This window comes from Hafnia sp. CBA7124, assembly GCF_002355555.1.
Lineage (GTDB): Bacteria > Pseudomonadota > Gammaproteobacteria > Enterobacterales > Enterobacteriaceae > Hafnia > Hafnia alvei.
The window spans coordinates 2,036,137-2,059,949 of sequence record NZ_AP017469.1 but is presented as its reverse complement, the minus strand read 5'-3'; the positions used below and the strand labels follow the sequence as shown (position 1 = coordinate 2,059,949).

Here is a 23,813-nt window from a genome sequence, read left to right as displayed (position 1 = left end):
CAACAAAAATCCTCAAGAAACCGTTTTAAACGCGCGGATTTTTTGTAGGTGCTGCGACAAACTTTTAAATTTATGCGTTTGCTGCTCATCCCAGATAATTTCATAGAACGGCTGCAAATATTCAGCGCTACGCTGGCTGTCTAGCACTTCATCGCTGCGAGAAAGCACCGCTAAACAGCGTTCGCGATTCTTCTCACGGAAGTTTTCCACGCACTTGGTCGCAATATCCAAATACTCTTCTGGACGGTCAATCTTACCCACCATATTTTCCTGCGGGAACAAATTAGGATTGAACATCACCTGTCGAATACCGCACAGATAGCCAATACGCTCAGCCCAAAAACCGCCAAGGCCAACGCCGCAAATCAGCGCATGGCTATCACCGGCCTGCTGAACCACTTTATCGACTTCTTTCAGCAGATGCTGCATATCGTGGCGAGGATGACGGGTGCTGTAGCTAATTAAACGCACGTCGGGATCGATGAACTGCAGCTGCATCACTTTTTCGTGATTGCCCGGACTGGTGGAATCAAAACCGTGAAGATAAATAATCATGTTCTCACTGCTCCCAAAAAGCGGCTAACCCTCAGCCGCTTTGCGTTATTGTCATTTGAGCGTCGAGCTTATGCTTTGCTCTCTTCCCAACGCAGATGAAGTTGCTCCAGCTCTTGATGCGCTGCTTTCCAGCGCGGTGAAGCCATTAACTCTTCACGTGTAAATTTACCATTATGATACAGGGCGCTAACGCGTTCTGCGGTGATCGGCGCCAAATTATCTAACACGCTTACCGCGCCTGCGCGATGATTACACACTAGAACCATATCGCAGCCCGCATCCAGCGAGGCCTGCCCACGTTCGGCGTAGCTACCCATTACCGCAGCACCTTCCATTGACAGGTCATCAGAGAAGATCACGCCGTTAAAGCCGAGCTGCTGACGTAACACCTGCTTCAACCAATATGGCGAACCACTGGCTGGCAGGCTATCCGCCGCAGGGTAAATCACATGAGCAGGCATAATCGCATCGAGCTTGGCACGTGAATTCAGTTGGTTAAAAATAACCATATCATGATTAATGATTTCTTCCAGCGGACGTGGATCAATTGGCGTTTCTTTATGTGAGTCAGCGGTGACTGCGCCGTGTCCAGGGAAATGCTTACCCGTGGTTTTCATGCCCGCTTCATGCATACCATCGATGAAGCTTTCCGCCATCCGAATCGCAATTTGCGGATCTTCATGGAAAGAACGTTCACCAATGGCGGCGCTGCCGTGACCAAGATCTAGAACAGGCGCAAAACTGATATCGATATCCATCGCCATCATTTCGTTGGCCATCAACCAGCCCGCTTCCTGTGCTAATCTGCGCCCTTGTGCATCGCTATTTATTGCGGCAAAAGACTGCGCGGCAGGCAGGCGCGTAAAGCCTTCGCGGAAGCGCTGCACTCGGCCCCCTTCCTGATCCACCGCAATCACCAGACGATTGCGTGACGCCGCACGGATCTGGCGCACCAGTTCGCGAAGCTGCTCGGCATCATGGAAGTTTCGAGTAAATAAAATCAGGCCGCCTACCAGCGGATGCTGCAAAATTTCACGCTCTTCGGCATCCAGTTCATAGGCTGCCACATCCAACATTACAGGACCCACAGGGATTCTCCTTTATACCCGTCATACTTGAAGCTGCATCCGTGTTGGCTACGCCAATTATTCAGGGTGTATGTATTAGCTATATTTTTGCGTGATGGCGTGAGTTCACGCCGTCAGTGTTTTTATCGCGTATACCGCATCTGTGCTACCTTCCCATTTTTAGCTGTGAAAGCAATAGATTGGCGGTCTCACGAAATGAATTCTGTTTTGATTGTTGCCAACGCACTTCATACCATAACCACGCCATATAATCGACGCGCGGCAGCCATTGCTCAACATGCTGTTGCAATTTTTTCGCATCGCAATAGCCTCCGGCCTGTACGTATCGCTGAGTAAAATCGCGCCGCTGTGCATACTCCCAGCCGAAACTACGGTACATAGCGGCCAGATCCAACGCAATATCACCCACTGCGGCATACTCCCAATCAATCAAGCGCAGCCCGTGACACGTCAAAACGATGTTGCCCGGATGGATATCCATGTGCAGCAAAGCGACTTTCAACGGCTGAGGAACCTGGCGAGACTGCCAGTATTGATGAATCTTTAATCCTTGCGGTGTCATTCGCTGGTGGGAGCTTAGCTGGCGGTAGGATTGGCAATGACGGTGAAAATCTCGCGCCTGTCCGCAGGGCTTTATGTTATGCAGCATAACGATTTTTTCGGCTAAATCTCGCAGGTGTGGCTGATAGGTTGTTTCGTTGAGCACGTCGCCCGATAGCCATTCAGTGACTAACCATCCATCGTGCAGCCCTAAGCTTTGCGGTGCGAGATCATAGGCGGCCGCTAGCTGTAATGCATGAGCCTCACGTTTGCGCTCAATACCTAACTGCGTTTTTTCAATCGTTTGAGGACGGATTAAATAAGTGACACCGTCACTCAATTGCGCTTTCCAATTGATGCCGGTCAAACCTTCAACCGGTGAAAGCTGCCACTGATGCGGTGCTACAGATGAAAAACAGCGGGCCAGAACGGCCCGCACAGACATCAACGAGGGATGAAAAGCATTCGACATAGAATCAGCGTGTCACGGCCCCATTGCCAGACCAAATAATCTCACCGGTCTGCACTAACATCAGCTGCATCGCCACTTTAGGTGACTGCACATCGCCCTCTACCGTGCTATACAGCACATATTGAGCGTTAACGATGCGCGCCAAACCAATCGCTTTGCGGCGTGAACCTAAGCTATCTTCGGCAGATAAGCCCAGTGACTGTTTGGCACTGGTGACCTGATTGGCGGGAACCAGCGTAAATTTATTACCCTGTTGCAGCGCCTTTTTCAATTCAGCCGTCGCGTTTGCTACCTGCAAGCTACCATTGGTTTGGTTTTGCACGTTATCCACCAGCAAAACGCTGCCAGCGGTGACGTCTGGCGAGCCTAGCATCTGATTAATCAGCGGCGTTAAACTGGCGCTCCAGTTGAAGCTTTGCACTTTTGGCGGCGTTGGCACCGTAGTCACCGGTGGCTGTTCCGGCGGCGTGGTCGGCACCGTCACCGGCGGCTGTGTTTGCGTCGGCTTTTCTGGCTCAGTCGTGGTTTCACTGCCTTGATGCGTGATCGTTTGACAGCCCGCCAGCACCATCGCCGCGAATGTCACACCTAAAAGCTTCTTCATCATCCCTCTCCCATGAGGTTATGGCTTAATTTATAGATAGAGGTAGAGGCGTACCTGTTTTGCTCGGGTATTCGCGCTTGTTGATTCCAGACGCACTTCTTGACCTGGGTTTAGCTTAATCGTCCGCGGTGGTTCATGGGGGAAGATATCGAGGCCTTTGGCGTCATACCAATAAAAACGGTAGTTCAGCGTGACAGGCTGTTGCTCTTCACCATAGTTCACGACCGCGCGGGCCACAGGATAGATATCCCCCGATGATACGGTTGGGTTATCCGCCGTCACGCCCGCCGTGAGTACCGAAGGATCCATCACCACCCGCTGCCCATCGCTCACGGCGATGTGGCTCGGCGAACTACAGCCTGCGAGTAATGCCAGCGGCAAGATCACCGTCAATGTACATCTGGATAATGAGAATCGCATAACGGTGAACTCCAACTGAATATTTTCTGCCGAGCAAAACGAGGCAAAATAAGATTAACGAGCGAGCAAAGGACCGAGTGAACGACCGCCCAGCAGATGCATGTGGATATGATAAACCTCCTGCCCCGCATGACGGTTGCAGTTGATAATCAGGCGATAGCCGTCTTCGGCAATGCCTTCCTGCTGCGCAATTTTTGCCGCCACCGTGACCATTCGGCCCAGCGCCGCTTCATCTTCTGGCTTAACGTCATTCACCGTTGGGATCAGCTGGTTAGGGATAATCAGAATATGGCTAGGTGCCTGTGGAGAAATATCACGGAATGCAGTCACTAAGTCGTCCTGATAAACGATATCAGACGGGATCTCACGACGAATAATTTTGCTGAAAATAGTTTCTTCTGCCATGACGAATATCCTTTAGCAATCAATTGAGATAAAAATCTTGTGCTTGCAGTATGAGTAGAGCGAGCTCGGCTTTCAAGCCTGAGAGGGAGACAAATCATCAAGTGAGGGAAAATCAGCCGAAATAGCGCGGTCTTTCTCGCGATAAGTAATATTAGAGGGACACCTCCTTGTGCCCCTGGCGCTATCTTTCTAAAGCGGATCGACCTTCAAACACGAAACCGCATGACGGAAACTCCCCTCCATCAAAGGCCGTGTTTGTGCACACTCAGGCCCAGCAATCGGGCAACGAGTGCGAAACACGCAGCCTGATGGTGGATTGATCGGCGAAGGCAGTTCCCCTTCCAATAGCTGAATTTTTTTGTTGCGCTCTAAATCGGGATCGGGAACCGGCACCGCAGACATCAGCGCTTTGGTATAAGGATGCTGAGGATTATGGTACACCTCATCATAGGTGCCCAGCTCAACGGCATGGCCGAGATACATCACCAAAACGCGGTCGGAAATATGTTTTACCACGGCAAGATCGTGCGCGATAAAGATCAGTGACAGCCCCATTTCTCGCTGAAGCTGTTGCAGTAGGTTAACCACCTGCGCCTGAATAGACACATCGAGCGCGGAGACCGGCTCGTCACAAATAATCAGCTTGGGTTCCAAAATCAGCGCGCGGGCAATTCCGATGCGCTGGCACTGACCGCCGGAGAATTCATGAGGATAGCGGTTAATCAGGTTCGGCAATAACCCCACTTTCATCATCATGTTTCTGACACGTTCTTTCACCTCGCTGCGCGCCATCTTGGGATGATATGTCCGCAGCGGCTCCGCAATGATTTCACCGATGGTCATGCGTGGGTTCAGCGACGCCAGCGGATCTTGGAAGATCATCTGGATGTCGTGGCGAACTTCGTGCCAGTGTTTGGCATCCATACCCAGCAGATTCTTACCGAGCCACGCCACACGGCCATCGGTGGCTTTCACTAAACCGATTAATGCACGCGCCAGCGTTGATTTACCGCAGCCCGATTCACCGACCACGCCTAAGGTTTCGCCTTCATACAGACGCAGCGTCACGCCGTCGACCGCTTTCAACGTTTTGGCTGGCTGCCAGAACCACGCCTTGTTGTCTTTTATCTCGAAGTGAACCTTCAGATCGGCGACTTCAAGCAATACTTTTTTGTCTTCGCTGCTCATGCCAACTCCCCCACGGTTCTAAAGCAGGCGCGTAAACGCCCTTCACCAAACGACTCCAACGGCGGCATTTGCATACACTGCTCAGTGGAGTGAGGACAACGCGGTTGGAATGGGCAACCTTTCGGCAAGCGCAACAGATTAGGTGGATTGCCGGGGATGGTCAGCAGGGATTCATTTTCGCCGTCTAAACGCGGTACGGCGTTTAGCAGGCCAATCGAATACGGATGGCTAGGCGAATAGAACACGTCACGCGCTTGACCGTACTCCATGGTGCGGCCCGCATACATCACCAGAACTTTGTCACAGATGCCCGCAACCACGCCCAGATCGTGAGTGATCATGATAATTGCGGTATTAAACTCGCTTTTAAGCTCATTGAGCAGCGTCATTATTTGTGCCTGAACCGTAACGTCCAACGCGGTCGTGGGTTCATCGGCGATCAAAAGTTTAGGCCGACATAGCAGCGCCATGGCTATCATCACGCGTTGGCGCATACCGCCGGAGAATTCATGTGGGAACATGCGCATGCGTTTACGCGCTTCCGGCATTTTTACTGCATCAAGCATACGCACAGACTCTTCAAATGCCTGTGCTTTGCTCATGCCTTTATGCAGCATCAGCACTTCCATCAGCTGTTCACCGACGCGCATGTAAGGATTCAGCGACGTCATCGGATCTTGGAAGATCATCGCAATCTCTTCGGCACGCAGTTTATTAAGCTGCTTCTCCGGTAGATTGAGTATTTCACGCCCGTTGAACAGCGCGGAGCCACCGATGCGACCGTTTTGTGCTAATAATCCCATCAGCGCAAACGCCGTTTGTGATTTCCCTGACCCCGACTCGCCAACGATACCGAGCGTTTCACCCGCACGCAGCGAGAAGTTTAAATCGTTGACCGCCGTGACATCACCGTCGTTGGTGGTAAAGGTGACGCGGAGATCTTTTACCGCCAGCAGTCGCTCTGCGCTTTTATCTGTTGTCATCATCGTAAACTCCTTAACGATCTTTCGGGTCGAGGGCATCACGCAGGCCATCGCCGATAAAGTTGAAACAGAATAGCGTTACAACCAGAAACGCAGCGGGATACATCAGCAGCCACGGAGAGACTTCCATCGAGTTGGCGCCATCGCTTAACAACGCGCCCCAACTGCTTAACGGTTCTTGAGTCCCTAGCCCTAAGAAGCTGAGGAAGGATTCAAACAAAATCATGCTTGGCACCAATAAAGACGCATACACCACCACCACGCCCAGCACGTTGGGAACAATGTGCCGAGTGACGATTTTGCGTGTGGATACGCCGCCCACCAGCGCGGCTTCAATAAACTCTTTACGTTTCAAACTCAACGTTTGTCCACGCACGATACGCGCCATGTCCAACCACGACACCATGCCGATCGCCACAAAGATCAGCAGGATGTTTTGCCCAAAGAAGGTCACCAGCAAAATCACGAAGAACATGAATGGGAAGGAGTTGAGGATCTCAAGCAGGCGCATCATCACCGAGTCGGTTTTGCCACCCACGTAACCGGCCATCGCGCCATACAAGGTTCCAACGACCACGGCAACCAGCGCCGCCGCAATTCCTACCATTAACGAAATACGGCCACCAATCGCGACCCGCACCAGCAAATCACGCCCTGATGAGTCAGTACCAAAGTAATGTCCTGATTCCATATCTGGCGCCGATGACATCATTCCCCAATCGGTATCGTCATAGGCAAACTGCGACAGCATAGGGGCAAAAATCACAAATAGCGCGATCAGGCTAAGTACAAACAGGCTCGCCAACGCGGCGCGGTTATGAACGAAACGACGGCGCGCATCCTGCCACAGGCTACGCCCTTCCACTTCCAGCTGTTCACCGAAGTTTTCGACCACCTGCGCATTTTTTTTATTCAGTAACATCTGCGATCTCCCGAATCAGTAACGGATTTTCGGATCGATGACGGCATAAAGCACATCGACAATCGCGTTAAACAGGATGGTCAGCGCGCCAACCAGAATGGTTAGGCTCAGCACCAGGGAATAGTCACGGTTCAGCGCGCCGTTGACAAACAGCTGGCCAATGCCCGGCAATCCATAAATAGTTTCAATAACCATCGAGCCCGTAATAATGCCGACAAAGGCTGGGCCTAAATAAGAGAGAACCGGCAACAGCGCAGGCTTCAATGCATGGCGCAAAATAATGCGACGCATCGGTAAGCCTTTCGCCCGTGCGGTACGAATAAAGTTGGAATGTAGAACTTCAATCATGGAGCCGCGGGTAATACGCGCGATGCTGGCAATATAAGCCAATGAGAGTGCCACCATCGGCAAAATCATAAATTTGAGCGCTCCACCGTTCCATCCGCCTCCCGGTAGCCATTTCAGCTGAATGGCAAAAATTAACACCAATAACGGCGCAACCACGAAACTGGGTATGACAATACCGGTCATGGCCACCCCCATAACCGCATAATCCCATTTGCTATTTTGTTTGAGCGCAGCCAGCACGCCCGCCGTTACGCCAAAAACCACCGCCAATAAAAATGCGGCAAAACCTAATTTGGCAGAAACAGGAAATGAAGCACTCACTAAATCATTAACCGAATAATCTTTATATTTAAACGAAGGGCCGAAATCACCGTGGCCTAATTGGACTAAATAATGTCCGTATTGTTTCCAGATAGGATCGTTAAGGTGATATTTCGCTTCGATATTAGCCAGAACCTCAGGCGGCAAAGCGCGTTCACCGGTAAATGGGCTACCCGGCGCTAAGCGCATCATGAAAAATGAGATGGTGATCAGGATAAATAGCGTCGGTATCGCTTCAAGCAAGCGCCGAAAGATAAATTTTAACATTGCCCTAGCCCTGCACTTCAGCCTTATGGCTGATTATATTTTTGAAAAGCGGCGAGATTATCTCGCCACTGCTACTTCTATATCAATTATCAACACCGCAGCCTTATTTGCTACGGCGTTGATAAGTTTAGATATATTAGTGCTGAATAATGTACAAGTTTTTATCGTATACGTTATCTTGCGGATCTTTACCGGTATAACCGCCTACATAGGGTTTCACCAGACGCGCATTGACGTAGTAATAGACAGGGACAATGGCAGAATCTTTATCAAGCTGCTGTTCAGCCTGTTGATAAACGGCGGCTCGCGCCTCTTTGCTGCTGGTTTGCAGTGCGCCAGCCATGATTTTATCAAAGGCCGCGCTCTTATAGTGCGGGGTGTTACTGCTGCTGTCAGACAGCATCATGTTCAGGAATGAACTTGGCTCGTTGTAATCAGCACACCAGCCCGCGCGCGAAACATCGTAAGTGCCCTGATGGCGAGTATCCAAGAAGGTTTTCCACTCTTGGTTTTCCAGTTTCACGTTCACGCCCAGATTTTTCTTCCAGATGGACGCTGCGGCAATCGCCAATTTTTTGTGCAGATCGGAAGTGTTGTACAACAGGTTAAACGTCAGTGGCTTATCTGGGCCATAGCCCGCAGCGGCGAGCAGCTTTTTGGCTTCTTCATTACGTTTTGCCTGTGACCAGCCAAACCACTCTGGCGGTGTTAACTTAGCGCCATCGGTATAGGGAGGAGTGAAACTGTAAGCTGGCAGGTCGCCTTGATTTTTGACTTTATTGACGATGATATCGCGATCCATCCCTAACTTGAGCGCCTCACGCACACGCTCATCGTTAAACGGTGGCTTCTGGTTATTTATTTCATAATAGTAAGTACATAAATACGGATCGGCTTTAACTTCCTGTGGGATCTCTTTTTTCAACTTCTGGAATAGTTCGATCGGCATATTATTATAGGTGACATCAATTTCGCCGGTACGATAGCGGTTAACGTCGGTGACTTCTGAAGCAATAGGCAGGAACGTGACTTTATTAATTATGGTTTTTGCATTGTCCCAATATTCAGGGTTACGCTCTAAAACAATACGCTCGTTAACAACCCAATCTTTTAATTTATAAGCGCCGTTGCTGACATAGTTTTCTGGCAGCGTCCATTTGTCGCCAAATTTCTCCACCACGGCTTTGTTGACCGGTTTCATCGCGTAATGCGACGTCATTTCCGCTAAATACGGTACGGGCTCGGTTAACGTAATTTGGAAAGTTTTATCATCAAGCGCTTTCACGCCTAGCGTTGATTTATCTTTTTTGCCCGCAATAATGTCATCTACGTTTTCAACGTGAGCGTATTGCAGATAACTGGCATAAGGCGATGCGGTTTTAGGATCAACAATACGCTGCCAGCTATACACAAAATCTTCTGCGGTAACAGGCTGGCCATTTGACCATTTAGCATCTGGGCGAATATGGAAAGTCCATACTTTAAAATCTTTATTATCCCAACTCACCGCCGTGCCAGGGATCGTTTTACCCTGCGGATCATGCTGGGTTAAACCTTCCATCAAGTCATTAGTGACGTTGTTTTCAGGTACGCCTTCAATTTTATGCGGGTCTAATGACTGAACTTCAGAGCCGTTATTTTTAACCAGCTCCTGCTTATCGGCCAGTTTTACACCGGCAGGAACATCCGCCGCCTGCACTTGCGCAATGCTAAACATGCCCAACGCCGCCATAACGCTTACGGCCAGTAAATTCTTTTTGATGTGTTTGCTCATTGTATACCCACTCCCCTTTAATAAGATGTCCATGAGGACATGCCAACTTTTGTTAGCTTTATGGCCGCACCGACAAGGAACGAAGTTGTCGATACGATAGGTGGTTTTAAAACGTCATTATCCTTTCAGATCTAGAACTTTTACTGACAACACTCTTTGACTCAGATCAGACGTCAAAATATTCAGCGAAACTTTTCTATTAATACTTCAGCACAAAGTTTTCTCATCAACGCTAAGCGTAGTGATTATGCCCAGAAGCTAACAGATGGTTAAAATCACTGCTAATTATTTTTATAGAAATGTTACGCAATTCTCTTTATTGAAACGATGACGTTCTGACAGACTGCACTGAGGGAGGGGAAAGATCAATGATAACTCGCTGATATAACATAATATCTTTTCTTGAAGCTATGTTATAAAGCGAATCATTCAGTCTTAAGGAAAGTCATGAAGTAATACATCGTTAAATTAACAAATGTAAGCAGATTCAACCATTGATGATCTTATGAGCGTTCGATAAGCCCACTAATAACGGGTTTCAACAGAATGTTATGATGTGATTTTCTGAACAAAATTTGTGCTTATTACGTCAATAAATCATCACGTAAGTAAAACAAACTTATTGAAATAGCGCAGGTTTATCGCTGAAATGAGGAATAGTGAGCGATCAAGGCAAATAGGTGGCCCAGTTAAAAAAACCGCCATCGGCATTGCCGACAGCGGTTTCATCAGGTCGCAATATTTGAAGAGTTATAACAGGCCGGGGAAAATCGATCGTAATCCCGTAACAATAAATTCAATGCCTAACGCCATTAATAGCAGACCCATAATTCGCGTGATGACGTTAATACCCGTTTGACCTAACAGGCGAACCAGCAGCGGTGCGGCCCTAAACAGTAGCCAACAACAAAACGCAAACAGAATAATAGCCAGAGAAAAACCGAGCAGGTTTTGCCAGCCATGATAGCGAGAGCTCCACACTATCGTTGAGCTGATGGCGCCGGGACCTGCCATTAATGGCAATGCCAGCGGCACAACTCCCACGTTTTCTCGGATTGCAGTTTCTGATTTTTCTTGTTTGTTCTGCTTATCCTCGCCCAACTTCCCGCTAATCATCGACATCGCAATCGTCACCACCAAGATCCCACCCGCAATACGGAAGGAATCAATCGAGATGCCAAAGAACATCAGTATTGAATCACCCAGCAATAAAGAAGAGATCAAAATGATGGCAACCGACGTGTTAGCCGTCAGGTTGGTTTTGTTGCGCGCTGCAACCGCCTGATAGCTCGTCATACTGATAAACACCGGCAGAATACCCACCGGATTGACCAATGCGAAGAGACCAACAAAAAACTTAATGTAACCAGATAAATCCAGCAAAGACTGGCTCACCATGCTCTCCAAAACCATGTTATTAACGCGACTGTCATTCTTAACATTGTCACGAGCAAATCAGCGTGGTGAACAATGTTAGCAAATCACGATAGAGTGATACGTTCTTGCGGCGTAATGTAATGGAAATAGTGGCCCCGATCTATGCTCAATGTACGAATTTCTTACTGCATTTAACGGGAAGCGCAAAAAGAGGCTCATTGTTGCAAAAATGTTTTATTTTATCGATACTTCGCTGCAAAATACGGCGCTTTTAGTTGTTAATGATAAAAGCTCTCAATACCGCACTGCTGAAAGGTGTCAGCTTGACATTTTTGTGAGCTAAATCACAAAACAACTACCTAAGAATGGGTAAGCTCAGAGTCACAGTAAAGGCCTGCTATTATCGTCTGGCCCACTGATTAGCAGAAAGCCAAACCGTTCATGTTTAACACAGGCTTTACTTCTCCACTGCTAGCTAAGCTGTTTTAGCAAATCAGCCAACGGGAACTTTTCAGTAAGTGAAGTTTCTGAAAGAGAGCACATTTATCTGTCTATACTTGTTGCTTGTGCGGCTCATTGACTAAAAAAGTTTAACATTATCAGGAGAGCATTATGGCTGTAACCAATATCGCTGAACTAGATGCGTTAGTAGCACGTGTTAAAAAAGCCCAGCGTGAGTTTGCCAATTACACTCAAGAACAAGTAGATAAAATCTTCCGCGCCGCCGCTCTGGCTGCTGCTGATGCCCGTATCCCATTGGCTAAATTAGCCGTTGAGGAATCAGGTATGGGTATCGTGGAAGACAAAGTGATTAAAAACCACTTTGCATCCGAATATATCTATAACGCCTACAAAGATGAAAAAACCTGTGGCATCCTGTCTCAGGACGACACTTTCGGTACTATCACTATCGCTGAACCTATCGGTATCATCTGCGGTATCGTACCGACCACTAACCCAACCTCTACGGCCATCTTCAAGGCGTTAATCAGCCTGAAAACCCGTAACGGCATCATCTTCTCTCCGCATCCTCGTGCCAAAAACGCCACGAACAAAGCCGCGGATATCGTTTTGCAGGCTGCTATCGCAGCTGGCGCACCAAAAGACATCATCGGCTGGATCGATCAGCCTAGCGTTGAACTGTCTAACCAACTGATGCATCACCCAGACATTAACCTGATTCTGGCCACCGGTGGCCCAGGCATGGTTAAAGCAGCGTATAGCTCAGGTAAACCTGCTATCGGCGTTGGTGCTGGTAACACACCGGTTGTTGTTGACGAAACTGCCGACATCAAACGTGTTGTTGCTTCTATCCTGATGTCTAAAACCTTCGACAACGGCGTGATCTGTGCTTCAGAACAGTCCGTTATCGTAGTTGACTCCGTGTATGACGCAGTGCGTGAGCGTTTTGCGACTCACGGCGGCTATATGCTGCAAGGTAAAGAATTGAAAGCCGTTCAGGATATCATCCTGAAAAACGGTGGCCTGAATGCGGCTATCGTAGGCCAGCCAGCCACTGAAATTGCAAAAATGGCCGGCATCACTGTTCCAGCAACCACCAAAATCCTGATTGGTGAAGTGAAAGTTGTTGATGAGTCTGAACCATTCGCTCATGAAAAACTGTCTCCAACGCTGGCAATGTACCGCGCTAAAAACTTTGAAGAAGCTGTCACTAAAGCTGAGAAACTGGTTGAGATGGGTGGTATCGGCCATACCTCTTGCCTGTATACCGATCAGGATAACCAACCTGAGCGTGTGAACTACTTCGGCGAAAAAATGAAGACTGCACGTATCCTGATCAACACCCCTGCTTCTCAGGGTGGTATCGGTGACCTGTATAACTTCAAACTTGCTCCATCTTTGACTCTGGGTTGTGGTTCTTGGGGTGGTAACTCCATCTCTGAAAACGTCGGGCCTAAACACCTGATGAACAAAAAAACCGTGGCGAAGCGAGCAGAAAACATGTTGTGGCATAAACTTCCGAAATCTATCTACTTCCGCCGTGGCTCTCTGCCAATCGCGCTGGATGAAGTAGCCTCTGATGGTGCAAAACGTGCCTTCATCGTGACTGACCGCTTCCTGTTCAACAACGGTTATGCCGATCAGATCACCAAAGTTCTGAAAGGTCACGGTATCGAAACTGAAGTCTTCTTCGAAGTTGAAGCTGACCCAACGCTGAGCATCGTACGTAAAGGTGCAGAGCTGATGAACTCCTTCAAACCAGACGTGATTATCGCGCTGGGTGGTGGTTCACCAATGGACGCAGCCAAAATTATGTGGGTGATGTACGAACATCCTGAAACTCACTTTGAAGAACTGGCTCTGCGCTTCATGGATATCCGTAAGCGTATCTACAAGTTCCCTAAAATGGGTGTGAAAGCGAAAATGATCGCCGTCACCACCACTTCAGGTACCGGTTCAGAAGTCACTCCGTTTGCTGTGGTAACCGATGATGCAACAGGTCAGAAATATCCACTGGCTGACTATGCATTAACACCAGACATGGCGATCGTTGATGCTAACTTAGTCATGAATATGCCTAAATCACTGTGTGCGTTCGGTGGTTTGGATGCCGTGACCCATGCTTTAGAAGCTTACGTTTCTGTTCTGGCTAACGAATACTCTGACGGTCAGGCTCTGCAAGCGCTGAAACTGCTGAAAGAAAACCTGCCAGCAAGCTACCACGAAGGGGCGAAAAACCCTGTTGCTCGTGAACGTGTTCACAACGCGGCAACTATCGCTGGTATCGCATTTGCCAACGCCTTCTTGGGTGTATGTCACTCCATGGCCCACAAACTGGGTTCTGAGTTCCATATCCCACACGGCTTAGCAAACGCCCTGCTGATTTCTAACGTTATCCGCTATAACGCGAACGATAACCCAACTAAACAGACTGCTTTCAGCCAGTATGACCGCCCTCAGGCTCGTCGTCGTTATGCTGAAATTGCAGATCATTTAGGTCTGAGCGCACCGGGCGACCGTACTGCTGCGAAGATTGAAAAACTGTTAGCATGGTTGGATAGCATCAAGGCAGATCTGGGCATTCCAGCATCTATCCGTGAAGCTGGCGTTCAAGAAGCAGACTTCTTGGCTAAAGTGGACAAACTGTCTGAAGATGCGTTCGATGACCAGTGTACCGGTGCGAACCCGCGCTACCCACTGATCTCAGAACTGAAGCAAATTCTGATGGATACTTTCTACGGTCGTGAGTTCAGCGAATCACACGAAGTTGAAGCCGTAAAAGCACCTGCTGCTAAAGCTGAGAAAAAATCTAAGAAATAATTAGATTCCCTTATATAAATATAAAACCCGCCGCTGGCGGGTTTTTTTATGCCTATTGTATCTCCCTATTCACTCAATGCTTCTCTATCATCAGAAGATGGGAAAGACATATAAACGAGTACGAAACCAAACATACAATCCCCGTGCCCTATGCGGCAATATTCGTCCATCATCACAAGTCTGGCTACAGATTAATGATTTAAGGAGGAAGAAATATAGAAGACGTTAAAGATCAATGTCAGTGCATCGGTAACAGATGGGTATATAGAATGTATGCGATTATGCAATGCGCAAACTTGAACTGGGGAAACAGGGGAAACTGGGGAATGTGTTTATCTTTCGACACACGCCCTGAGAAGACGTGTGCCTCATTATCTATACTCTGCTGATGTTCAGCAGCAACGAACAACAAGTATCACGCTAACGCGTCTTTATAGTGCTTACGGCAGACTGAGACGTAGCTTTCATTGCCACCAATCACAACCTGCTCGCCGTCTTTTAATGCTTTACCGTGCTCGTCTAGACGTAGCACCATATTCGCTTTGCGTCCGCAGTGGCAAATCGTTTTAAGCTCAACCAATTTATCTGCCCAGGCTAATAGGTATTGGCTTCCCCCAAACAACTCGCCGCGAAAATCAGTTCTTAATCCGTAGCACAATACCGGGATATCCAAGTTATCCACAACATCAGAAAGTTGATTAACCTGATCTTTGGTCAGGAATTGACACTCATCCACTAACACGCAGTTGACCGGCAAAACATCATTTTCCTGCCGAATCATATCGAACAGAGGTGTTTCGCTATTATAAAGTTGAGCCTGTGAACTCAGACCAATACGTGAGCTCACTTTTCCCACACCAAAACGATTGTCAATTTCTGCGGTAAACACCAGCGTACGCATTCCTCGTTCCTGATAGTTATAGGAAGATTGAAGTAACGCCGTTGATTTTCCCGCATTCATCGCTGAATAATAAAAATATAGTTGTGCCACAACCTGCTCTAAGCCCCATATAGAATCGCGTAACTGACCGGATTTTATCACAGCCAACGCACCGATGATGGCATAAAGTTATGAAAAAAAATGCCTAACCAATCGCGTTATTCTTAAAGCCTGAATCTATATCAATATCTGATAAAACAATATTTTGTCTAAAAATGCGAGGGACACAACACTCTGTTAAGAAATGATGTCACACCAAACTCTGATTTTGCTAATTGATGGGATTGTTACTATAAAGGGATTTAGCACCCTAGTTTTTCCGATAATTCTCACCAGCTTTTGCCTTATATTAGCAATGTGGAGTGTGACAGCGCTTAAAGATCTGTAGATTTAATCAACAAAAAATATCCGCCTTGAAACATAACAACGCCGTCAATACGATTATATTTTAATAGACTTCGGTTTGGTGCTTTAGCTGCTTTGAACTCCATGTTGTAATCTGAATAACAAGTAGCTATATTCGTTATAGTGTTTAAAGAAGCATTATTTGCTTATATTACGAAATATTTTGCTAATCTTACAAAATTCACTATTGCGTTAAATAAACTGGCACTCTATTATAATCGAGACGCCCCCCACCAATATAATTTGAGATTAGGACAATGAGCGAAGCATTAAAAATTCTGAACAACATCCGTACTCTTCGTGCTCAGGCTAGAGAATGCACTTTAGAAACTCTGGAAGAAATGCTGGAGAAATTGGAAGTTGTTGTAAACGAACGTCGTGAAGAAGATAGTCAGGCACAAGCTGAGATCGAAGAACGTACTCGTAAATTACAGCAATACCGCGAAATGCTGATTGCTGACGGTATCGATCCTAATGAACTGCTGCAGACCATGGCTGCTGGTAAAGTAGCAGGTAAAGCAAAACGCGCTGCGCGTCCTGCTAAATACCAGTATGTTGACGAAAATGGCGAAACTAAAACCTGGACTGGCCAAGGCCGTACTCCAGCTGTGATTAAGCAAGCTATCGAAGAACAAGGTAAGTCTCTGGACGATTTCCTGCTGTAATTTTCTTCTGAACATTACAACTAAATCTGTATAAATAGCCTCTTATGAGGCTATTTTTTTATCCATATTTTACTAATGGGCTTATGCATCTAAACCCTTACGTATAGCAATTCATTCTATGCACGCAAATAAATTCGATTTTTAAAATCCATTTCGAATAGCATGTCACGAGAGTCCATACGGCAAGATACTGTGCCCATTTGCATAATGGATGAAGAAAACCACGCCACTGCGGCATACCCTCTTCTGTGAGTGTACAACGACACTCCTACGCTTCTGTAGGACTTATCTTTCACGCTGTGGAATTTCCAGGAATGGACGGGTTCTAGATTAATTTCTACCGTTGCAATAGGCATAGGAACAGCTGATAACCATGCATTTAAAATACCTTAAATTGATAGTAAACATCTGAGTAATAAACAACAGTAACTATGGTTATATTGATATAACCAATCTTCAGCAAAGTTAATATTTTTTTGATTTACACCCCAATATATACCACAAACAAGGTATGGGATTGTTCCCGTATAGCCTTAATTCAAGAGAAATCCCGCTAGGCGAGACGCCATTATTAAAAAAGACTTATCTTTTGATCCTTTCAGGGCATTGCTTTAGGCAGATTGAGTATTGCAAAGCGATGGAGATGGAATTTAAATCAAAGAGGTCATACATTTAGTCATTATTTACTTAGACAAGTATTTAAGCTTCCTCGTACCTTTACGCGAATCTTTAAGATAACTTGCATAAAAAAAAGGATGCCGAGGCATCCTTTACAGAGTTTTTTAAACACAGCGGCTTTTAGTCGTTCAAATCTAACGACTTCAACCACGTGGTGAATTCTTTACCTAACGATGCGTGGCGCATGCCATATTCAACGAATGCCTGCATGTAACCCATTTTATTCCCGCAGTCATGGCTCAGACCTTTCAGGTGATAAGCTTCAACGGTTTCTTTCTTCATTAACATAGCAATCGCATCTGTTAATTGGATTTCTTCACCAGCACCAGGAGGTGTTTTAGACAGCAGTGGCCAGATCTCTGGAGAGAGTACATAGCGACCTACAATTGACAAGTTTGAAGGTGCTTTATCGCGTGCAGGCTTCTCAACGACCGCTTTCATCGGAGTGCTCTCACCCGCCTTCAGCTCAACGCCGCTGCAATCTGCAACGCCATAGTTAGAAACATCTTCCATCGGTACTGGCTCAACCATAATCTGGCTATGGCCTGTTGCTTCGTAGCGAGACAGCATCTCACTCAAATTATCTTTGCTCAGGTCGGAGGTGTACTCATCCAAAATAACATCAGGCAGGATAACGGCAAATGGCTCATCACCAACCAGTGGATGTGCGCACAGGATCGCATGGCCTAAGCCTTTCGCTAATCCCTGACGAACTTGCATGATGGTGACATGCTTAGGACAAATAGACTGCACTTCAGCCAGAAGCTGACGCTTAACGCGTTTTTCCAGCATTGCTTCTAATTCAAAACTGGTGTCGAAATGGTTTTCGATAGAGTTTTTTGAAGAATGTGTAACCAGAATAATCTCGTTAATCCCTGCAGCAATACACTCATTCACAACATATTGAATCAGTGGCTTATCCACCAACGGCAACATTTCTTTCGGAATGGCTTTGGTGGCTGGCAACATACGTGTTCCTAGCCCTGCGACAGGTATAACAGCTTTTCTGATTTTTCTTACTGACGTTGACATACAACCTCTCTAATCGTTTAGCTCCGTGTTCATATCCATTTTATTTGGCGGATATGAATGCTAATTTCCAGCGCGAGTATACCAGTTAGTAATTTGTGCGCATTAAATTCAAAGTAATTACAGACCGATTGAAGATATTACAAGCAACCGGCCTTTTAGAGAAATAACGACTCATTAACTGATTAAATTAAAAAGCAGATAAAACTGAAAAAAATCAGTGTTGCGGTGACGTCAGCATTAAACGTAGATGCCCACCCGCGCCCCAGATTTGGCTCTGCCAATGGCTACACCGCTGACTAACCTGATTGATGTGAATTGAGCCCATTGTGCCTAAAGGTACACCGCTATTAAGCTGAATCAGGTTATCACCTGCATGAATCTTGGCATGCAAACCAGCAGAAACAAGGATGAGATTCTGTTGCTGGACATGATAATACCCAGCCAGCAAAGGAAACTGCCCATCAAGATTTGCCTGACGCAACAGGTGATTAACCTGTTTAAGGATGGTAGACATTTGAGGCAAGCGCAACTCTTGGTGAGCCAGCTGTTCTTGCAGTAACCCGTTAAAAATCGCCCTTACCATTAGTGCTGCCAAAATGCCATTCTCTCCCGCCCGCGAAACATCTAAACAATAGAATGCGAGATCATTACTGGATAACGGCGCGATATCTAACACCAAGCCTGAATTATTCAGCGAAGTGAGTTGTCGATAATTTACCTTACAACCACAAATGGTTTGTTGAACCGGTGGCTGTAACTGTTTAAGCAAACGCGCAGCATATTCAGGATCTTGGCTCAATAGCTCCCAATCATGGATAAACTCATCTTTCTCTAAGGCCGGAGATTCGAATAGATCGGGATAAAAGCAGGATAAAAGCGTTTCCTGCAATCTCCTGAGGTCGGTTATGGGCTTGAGCAATACATCACGCACGCCAAGACGCATCGCATTTGCAACGTCAGCCATTTCTTCAGTCGCAGAAATCACGACGACCGGCGTTTGGAAACCCCGTTCTCTGAATCGTTTAATAAACTCGATCCCGCCCATTTTTGGCATCGCAAGATCACAAAGAATTGCGTCTGGAGTGAACTCATCCAATAAACTTAAGGCCTCTATTCCATTGGCTGCTTCCTGAATCAAAGCGCCTTGGGATTGGAGGTATCCGGCAAGTACACAGCGAAAGACAGGATCGTCTTCAACGATCATTACTCGCTTACTTTCCAGTGGCAGCGCCATTAAGAACCTCCTTTCACTAGTGCTCCTTCTATTTTGGCTCAATATGCCGCCTTGTGCTGCATAGATATTTCTGGAATGACGCGTTTTGCGCGCCATTACGCACATTTAACTAAAAGGCCTATTCGTTACAATTATTTATTAGCTGATGATTCAGAATATTATCTCAGCGTCACGCCCTCGTAGCGGCTGAGATAAGGATTCGATACCATAGCCTCAATTCGTCTTTCGATAAGGTTCAACTGCCATGATATCTGCACCGCACACACCGCCTGATAGCCGCTCACCTTGCCCATGCCAAAGCGGTAATATGTTTGCCCAATGCTGCGAACCTATTATTAGCGGACAGCGTATAGCCGCTGAACCTGAACAACTGATGCGCTCACGCTATACCGCCTATGTGGTGCGCAACGTCGATTATCTGGTGGAAACTTGGCACCCAGAATGTGGAATGGATAAGCAACGCGCCGCGATTGAAGAAAGTTTTGCGGACACCGAGTGGCTAGGGTTAACAATTGTTAAAACTGCCAGCGGTAAGAACAGCGATGAAGGCTTTGTTGAATTCTTCGCGCGCTACCATTCTGAGGCCGAAAATCAAAATAATTCGATTCATGAATGTTCGCGCTTTATTCGTCTGGATCAACGTTGGTATTATGTGGATGGAACCAAACCGCAAGTAGGCAGAAACGATCCCTGCCCTTGTGGTTCTGGCAAAAAATATAAGAAATGCTGTGGTCAATAAGATCATCCGCAATAATAAAAATATCTAGACAGGAAACCAACACATGTCACAACCCGTTATTCAACGTAAAGTTCTCCGCACCATCTGCCCTGATGCGAAAGGGCTGATCGCCAAGATCACCAACATTTGCTACAAACACCAGCTCAATATCATTCAGAATAATGAATTCGTTGACCATCTCACCGGTCGCTTTTTCATGCGTACCGAGCTGGAGGGTATTTTCAACGATGAAACACTACTGGCCGATCTGGATGGCGCACTCCCTTCAGGTTCTGAGCGCGAGCTTACGGTATCAGGCCGTCAACGCATTGTGGTGCTTGTCACCAAAGAGGCACATTGCCTTGGCGACCTGCTGATGAAAAGCGCCTTTGGGGGCTTAGACGTTGAAATTGCGGCGGTCATTGGCAACCACTCGACGTTGCAATCGCTGGTTGAGCGTTTCGATATTCCCTTCACGTTGGTCAGTCATGAAGGCCTCTCACGCGAAGAACATGACGCAGCCATGGTGGCTGAAATTAAAAAACATACGCCAGACTACGTGGTATTAGCGAAATACATGCGCATATTAACGCCTGAATTTATCAGTCATTTCCCTAATCAGATTATTAATATTCACCACTCCTTCCTTCCCGCATTCATTGGCGCGCGCCCTTATCACCAAGCCTATGAGCGCGGCGTGAAGATTATTGGCGCAACCGCGCACTTCGTTAATAACGATCTGGATGAAGGCCCAATCATCATGCAAGACGTTATTAACGTCGACCATACTTATACCGCCGATGAAATGATGCGTGCGGGGCGCGACGTTGAAAAAAATGTGCTCAGCCGAGCGCTGTATCGCGTGCTGGCACAGCGAGTATTTGTTTATGGGAATCGTACAGTTATATTCTGATTGACGACTTTTTCTCTGCTTTTTGTTCACACAAAAGGCGTTAAGTGCAAAAAAACGGCAAACAAAATATTTTTTACCTCCCAATGCTTTACAGCGCGGCGCGATTTGTTATTATGCGCCCCGCTTCCGGTGATAACGGAGCGATTAAAAATCTGGTGGGGTTCCCGAGCGGCCAAAGGGAGCAGACTGTAAATCTGCCGTCTCAGACTTCGAAGGTTCGAATCCTTCCCCCACCACCATCTCTTCTTCCTGATGAGATAAAAAAGCTGTTAGCCGCAGCTTTCCGGAGAAAACCGGGCAACAATTCGTAACCACGAATTTCGTGGTGGGGTTCCCGAGCGGCCAAAGGGAGCAGACTGTAAATCTGCCGTCTCAGACTTCGAAGGTTCGAATCCTTCCCCCACCACCATCCTTTCTTAGCTTCACAATCCCAAACAAATATAAAAATCGCATATTCCCCACGGGGAAGGTCGAGAACCTTCGATTAAGGCTCGAGTTGAGCGTAGCGAAACAACGTCGCTTGCGACGGCCCGCAGGGCGAAGAGCGCAGCGATGAGTCATCCTTCCCCACCACCATCCTTTCTTAGCTTCACAATCCCAAACAAATATAAAAATCACATATTCCCCATTTCACTATAATTTCCTGTTCTCCATCATCTCCTTGAATTCCTAGCATCAATCCGCTATACCACTGCTTTTCTCTTCAGCAGTAGGATATGTCATGCGTAACAACATCTGCGTTTTTTGCGGCGCCAGTGAAGGCACTAATCCAGCCTATTCCGATGCAGCTAAATTGCTTGGCCGTACACTTGCTCAGCAAGGCCGTCAATTAATCTATGGCGGCGGCAGCAAAGGGCTCATGGGCGTGTTAGCCAATGCGGTACTTGACGCGGGCGGTGAAGTGCATGGCGTCATACCACAGCGTTTAGTGGAAGCGGAAACCGCGCACTACGGCTTAACCTCTTTAGATATTGTTCCCGATATGCATACTCGCAAGGCTCGTATGGCCGAGCTATCGGATGGATTTATTGCCCTGCCCGGCGGGATCGGAACCTTAGAAGAATTATTCGAAATCTGGACGTGGAGCCAAATCGGCTATCACAATAAACCTATCGCACTCATGGACGTTGCAGGCTATTACCAAAAGCTGATCGAATTTCTACGCTACAGCGCCCAGCAAGGCTTTGTTCGTCAGCAGTATGTCGATACGTTGGTCTGTTTAGAAGATCCGGCGGTAATCCTAAAAGAATTCGACCACTATCACCCCCATAATTTGAACCGCTGGGCATAGTGACTGAGCGTGATTTTTGAATTGGTAGGCTTTCTGCTACTATTCATTCACAACTGTTGTTTAACAACGCTTTGTTAACCAGAACGCTTCAATATGGCCTGCACTTATGAAATTTATCTCTTTTAATATCAATGGACTGCGCGCCCGTCCACATCAACTTGAAGCCATCATCGCAAAACATCAGCCTGATGTGATTGGCCTGCAAGAAACCAAAGTTCACGATGATATGTTCCCGCTGGCTGATTTAGAGCATCTGGGATATCACATTTTCTATCATGGTCAGAAAGGACATTACGGCGTTGCATTGCTGACGAAGGAAAAACCACTGGCCGTACGCAAAGGCTTTCCAACCGATGAAGAAGATGCGCAGCGTCGTATCATTATGGCCGATATTGCTACGCCGACCGGCGTGCTCACGGTTATCAACGGTTATTTTCCTCAGGGCGAAAGCCGTGACCACCCTATCAAATTCCCAGCAAAAACTAAGTTCTATCAAGATTTGCAGAACTATCTTAAGTCTGAACAGACCCCTGCGGGACAAGTGATCGTGATGGGTGACGTAAACATTAGCCCAACCGATGATGATATTGGTATTGGCGAAGAAAACCGTAAGCGTTGGTTACGCACCGGGAAATGTTCATTCTTACCCGAAGAGCGCGAATGGATGGATCGCCTGAAAAATTGGGGACTCATTGATACCTATCGCCAAGCTAACCCTGAGCGTAACGATCAGTTCTCATGGTTTGACTACCGCTCAAAAGGCTTTGATGACAACCGTGGTCTGCGCATAGATTTAGTTTTGGCAAGCCAACCGCTCGCTGAAAAATGCATCGACACCGGTATCGATTACGAAATTCGCGGAATGGAAAAGCCTTCCGATCATGCGCCAATTTGGGCTGAGTTTAAGCTGGCGTGATAGAAATGACCGCACCTCATAATACGATCGATGTCGTTGCCGCCATTATTGAATCGCGAGGCAAAATCTTATTAGCCCAACGAGGGGCGAATAAAGATCAGGCTGGTTTGTGGGAATTTCCCGGCGGTAAGGTTGAGATGGGTGAAACTCAGCCTGAAGCGCTGTGCCGTGAACTGGCAGAAGAGTTGTCGGTAAGATGCAGCGTGGCGGATTATGTCGCCAGCAGCACGCTGAGGCTTGAGAACAAAACTATCCATCTACATGCTTGGCGTGTGCAGCATACTGAGGGTGAATTCATCGCCAACGAGCATGCAGCATTGGTATGGGTAACTCCGCAGCAAGCCGAGTCTTATGATTTGGCACCGGCTGATATTCCCCTGCTACACGCCTATCAACAGAAGCTAGCGCGGTTATCGCAACAAGATGATGAGGCGTAAATAAGTAAAAAGGCCCGTGCTAAGCGCTGGCCTTTTTA

22 protein-coding genes, 2 tRNA genes and 1 other RNA gene are annotated in these 23,813 nt (G+C 47.2%); 10 read left to right on the top strand and 15 right to left on the bottom strand.

What is annotated here, in order from left to right:
* Positions 1-12: 12 nt before the first annotated feature.
* The 12 genes from ycfP to CPY98_RS09415 all read right to left on the bottom strand — a co-directional run bounded on the left by ycfP (position 13) and on the right by CPY98_RS09415 (position 11,282).
* The gene (ycfP, locus tag CPY98_RS09470) at positions 13-555 is read right to left on the bottom strand and encodes an alpha/beta hydrolase YcfP (RefSeq protein ID WP_025801195.1); all 543 of its coding nucleotides are present in this window, start codon (positions 553-555) and stop codon (positions 13-15) included.
* A gap of 68 nt (positions 556-623) precedes the next feature.
* Positions 624-1,643, bottom strand: coding sequence for a beta-N-acetylhexosaminidase (gene nagZ / locus CPY98_RS09465; protein ID WP_096387471.1), 1,020 nt, complete (start codon positions 1,641-1,643; stop codon positions 624-626).
* A gap of 145 nt (positions 1,644-1,788) precedes the next feature.
* Positions 1,789-2,655, bottom strand: coding sequence for a phosphotransferase (locus CPY98_RS09460; RefSeq protein WP_096387469.1), 867 nt, complete (start codon positions 2,653-2,655; stop codon positions 1,789-1,791).
* A 4-nt stretch (positions 2,656-2,659) separates the two neighbouring features.
* Complete coding sequence (lpoB, locus tag CPY98_RS09455; RefSeq protein ID WP_096387467.1) at positions 2,660-3,259, bottom strand: penicillin-binding protein activator LpoB; 600 nt, start codon at positions 3,257-3,259, stop codon at positions 2,660-2,662.
* A gap of 30 nt (positions 3,260-3,289) precedes the next feature.
* Positions 3,290-3,679 (bottom strand): YcfL family protein, encoded by a 390-nt coding sequence (locus CPY98_RS09450; protein WP_025801191.1) that lies wholly within the window; start codon positions 3,677-3,679, stop codon positions 3,290-3,292.
* A 54-nt stretch (positions 3,680-3,733) separates the two neighbouring features.
* Positions 3,734-4,084 (bottom strand): purine nucleoside phosphoramidase, encoded by a 351-nt coding sequence (gene hinT, locus CPY98_RS09445; protein ID WP_025801190.1) that lies wholly within the window; start codon positions 4,082-4,084, stop codon positions 3,734-3,736.
* A gap of 189 nt (positions 4,085-4,273) precedes the next feature.
* On the bottom strand, positions 4,274-5,272 hold the full coding sequence (oppF, locus tag CPY98_RS09440) for a murein tripeptide/oligopeptide ABC transporter ATP binding protein OppF (RefSeq protein ID WP_096387465.1): 999 nt from the start codon (positions 5,270-5,272) through the stop codon (positions 4,274-4,276).
* On the bottom strand, positions 5,269-6,258 hold the full coding sequence (locus tag CPY98_RS09435; RefSeq protein ID WP_096387464.1) for an ABC transporter ATP-binding protein: 990 nt from the start codon (positions 6,256-6,258) through the stop codon (positions 5,269-5,271). The genes oppF and CPY98_RS09435 overlap by 4 nt, the downstream gene beginning before the upstream one ends.
* A 10-nt stretch (positions 6,259-6,268) precedes the next feature.
* Entirely contained in the window at positions 6,269-7,177 is a 909-nt protein-coding gene (gene oppC / locus CPY98_RS09430; protein WP_025801187.1) for an oligopeptide ABC transporter permease OppC, read from the bottom strand.
* Positions 7,178-7,192: 15 nt separating this feature from the next.
* On the bottom strand, positions 7,193-8,113 hold the full coding sequence (gene oppB, locus CPY98_RS09425; RefSeq protein WP_025801186.1) for an oligopeptide ABC transporter permease OppB: 921 nt from the start codon (positions 8,111-8,113) through the stop codon (positions 7,193-7,195).
* Between the two features lie 136 nt (positions 8,114-8,249).
* On the bottom strand, positions 8,250-9,887 hold the full coding sequence (gene oppA / locus CPY98_RS09420) for an oligopeptide ABC transporter substrate-binding protein OppA (RefSeq protein ID WP_025801185.1): 1,638 nt from the start codon (positions 9,885-9,887) through the stop codon (positions 8,250-8,252).
* A 750-nt stretch (positions 9,888-10,637) separates the two neighbouring features.
* Positions 10,638-11,282, bottom strand: coding sequence for a YchE family NAAT transporter (locus CPY98_RS09415; protein WP_025801184.1), 645 nt, complete (start codon positions 11,280-11,282; stop codon positions 10,638-10,640).
* A gap of 594 nt (positions 11,283-11,876) precedes the next feature.
* Between CPY98_RS09415 and adhE the strand changes: the two genes are divergently transcribed.
* The gene (gene adhE, locus CPY98_RS09410; protein WP_025801183.1) at positions 11,877-14,546 is read left to right on the top strand and encodes a bifunctional acetaldehyde-CoA/alcohol dehydrogenase; all 2,670 of its coding nucleotides are present in this window, start codon (positions 11,877-11,879) and stop codon (positions 14,544-14,546) included.
* A 415-nt stretch (positions 14,547-14,961) separates the two neighbouring features.
* Here the strand turns inward: adhE and CPY98_RS09405 are convergent, their stop codons facing one another.
* On the bottom strand, positions 14,962-15,537 hold the full coding sequence (locus CPY98_RS09405) for a thymidine kinase (protein ID WP_038502798.1): 576 nt from the start codon (positions 15,535-15,537) through the stop codon (positions 14,962-14,964).
* A 611-nt stretch (positions 15,538-16,148) separates the two neighbouring features.
* On the opposite strand from CPY98_RS09405, the gene hns reads away from it, so the two are divergent.
* The gene (gene hns, locus CPY98_RS09400) at positions 16,149-16,556 is read left to right on the top strand and encodes a histone-like nucleoid-structuring protein H-NS (RefSeq protein ID WP_025801182.1); all 408 of its coding nucleotides are present in this window, start codon (positions 16,149-16,151) and stop codon (positions 16,554-16,556) included.
* Positions 16,557-17,354: 798 nt separating this feature from the next.
* Here hns and galU read toward each other — a convergent pair.
* Both galU and rssB read right to left on the bottom strand, forming a co-directional pair.
* Positions 17,355-18,266, bottom strand: a complete 912-nt coding sequence (galU, locus tag CPY98_RS09395; RefSeq protein WP_025801181.1) for a UTP--glucose-1-phosphate uridylyltransferase GalU — start codon at positions 18,264-18,266, stop codon at positions 17,355-17,357.
* Positions 18,267-18,480: 214 nt separating this feature from the next.
* Complete coding sequence (gene rssB / locus CPY98_RS09390; protein WP_025801180.1) at positions 18,481-19,500, bottom strand: two-component system response regulator RssB; 1,020 nt, start codon at positions 19,498-19,500, stop codon at positions 18,481-18,483.
* Between the two features lie 244 nt (positions 19,501-19,744).
* Here rssB and CPY98_RS09385 point away from each other — a divergent pair, with 244 nt between their 5' ends.
* From CPY98_RS09385 to CPY98_RS09350, 8 genes are all read left to right on the top strand, one after another.
* Positions 19,745-20,239 carry a YchJ family protein gene (locus CPY98_RS09385; RefSeq protein ID WP_046359037.1) on the top strand — a complete coding sequence of 165 codons (495 nt, stop codon included), beginning with the start codon at positions 19,745-19,747 and terminating at the stop codon, positions 20,237-20,239.
* 43 nt (positions 20,240-20,282) lie between these two features.
* Complete coding sequence (gene purU / locus CPY98_RS09380; protein ID WP_025801178.1) at positions 20,283-21,131, top strand: formyltetrahydrofolate deformylase; 849 nt, start codon at positions 20,283-20,285, stop codon at positions 21,129-21,131.
* Positions 21,132-21,285: 154 nt separating this feature from the next.
* Positions 21,286-21,370 (top strand) — tRNA-Tyr (locus CPY98_RS09375).
* A gap of 85 nt (positions 21,371-21,455) precedes the next feature.
* Positions 21,456-21,540, top strand: a tRNA-Tyr gene (locus tag CPY98_RS09370).
* A 40-nt stretch (positions 21,541-21,580) separates the two neighbouring features.
* Positions 21,581-21,707, top strand: a non-coding RNA gene (locus CPY98_RS09365) — RtT sRNA.
* 145 nt (positions 21,708-21,852) lie between these two features.
* A complete protein-coding gene (locus tag CPY98_RS09360; protein WP_043493061.1) occupies positions 21,853-22,422 on the top strand; it encodes a TIGR00730 family Rossman fold protein in 570 nt (189 codons plus the stop codon).
* 106 nt (positions 22,423-22,528) lie between these two features.
* On the top strand, positions 22,529-23,338 hold the full coding sequence (gene xthA, locus CPY98_RS09355; protein WP_096387462.1) for an exodeoxyribonuclease III: 810 nt from the start codon (positions 22,529-22,531) through the stop codon (positions 23,336-23,338).
* Positions 23,339-23,343: 5 nt separating this feature from the next.
* Positions 23,344-23,775, top strand: coding sequence for a pyrimidine (deoxy)nucleoside triphosphate diphosphatase (locus CPY98_RS09350; protein WP_038502171.1), 432 nt, complete (start codon positions 23,344-23,346; stop codon positions 23,773-23,775).
* Positions 23,776-23,813: the final 38 nt, after the last annotated feature.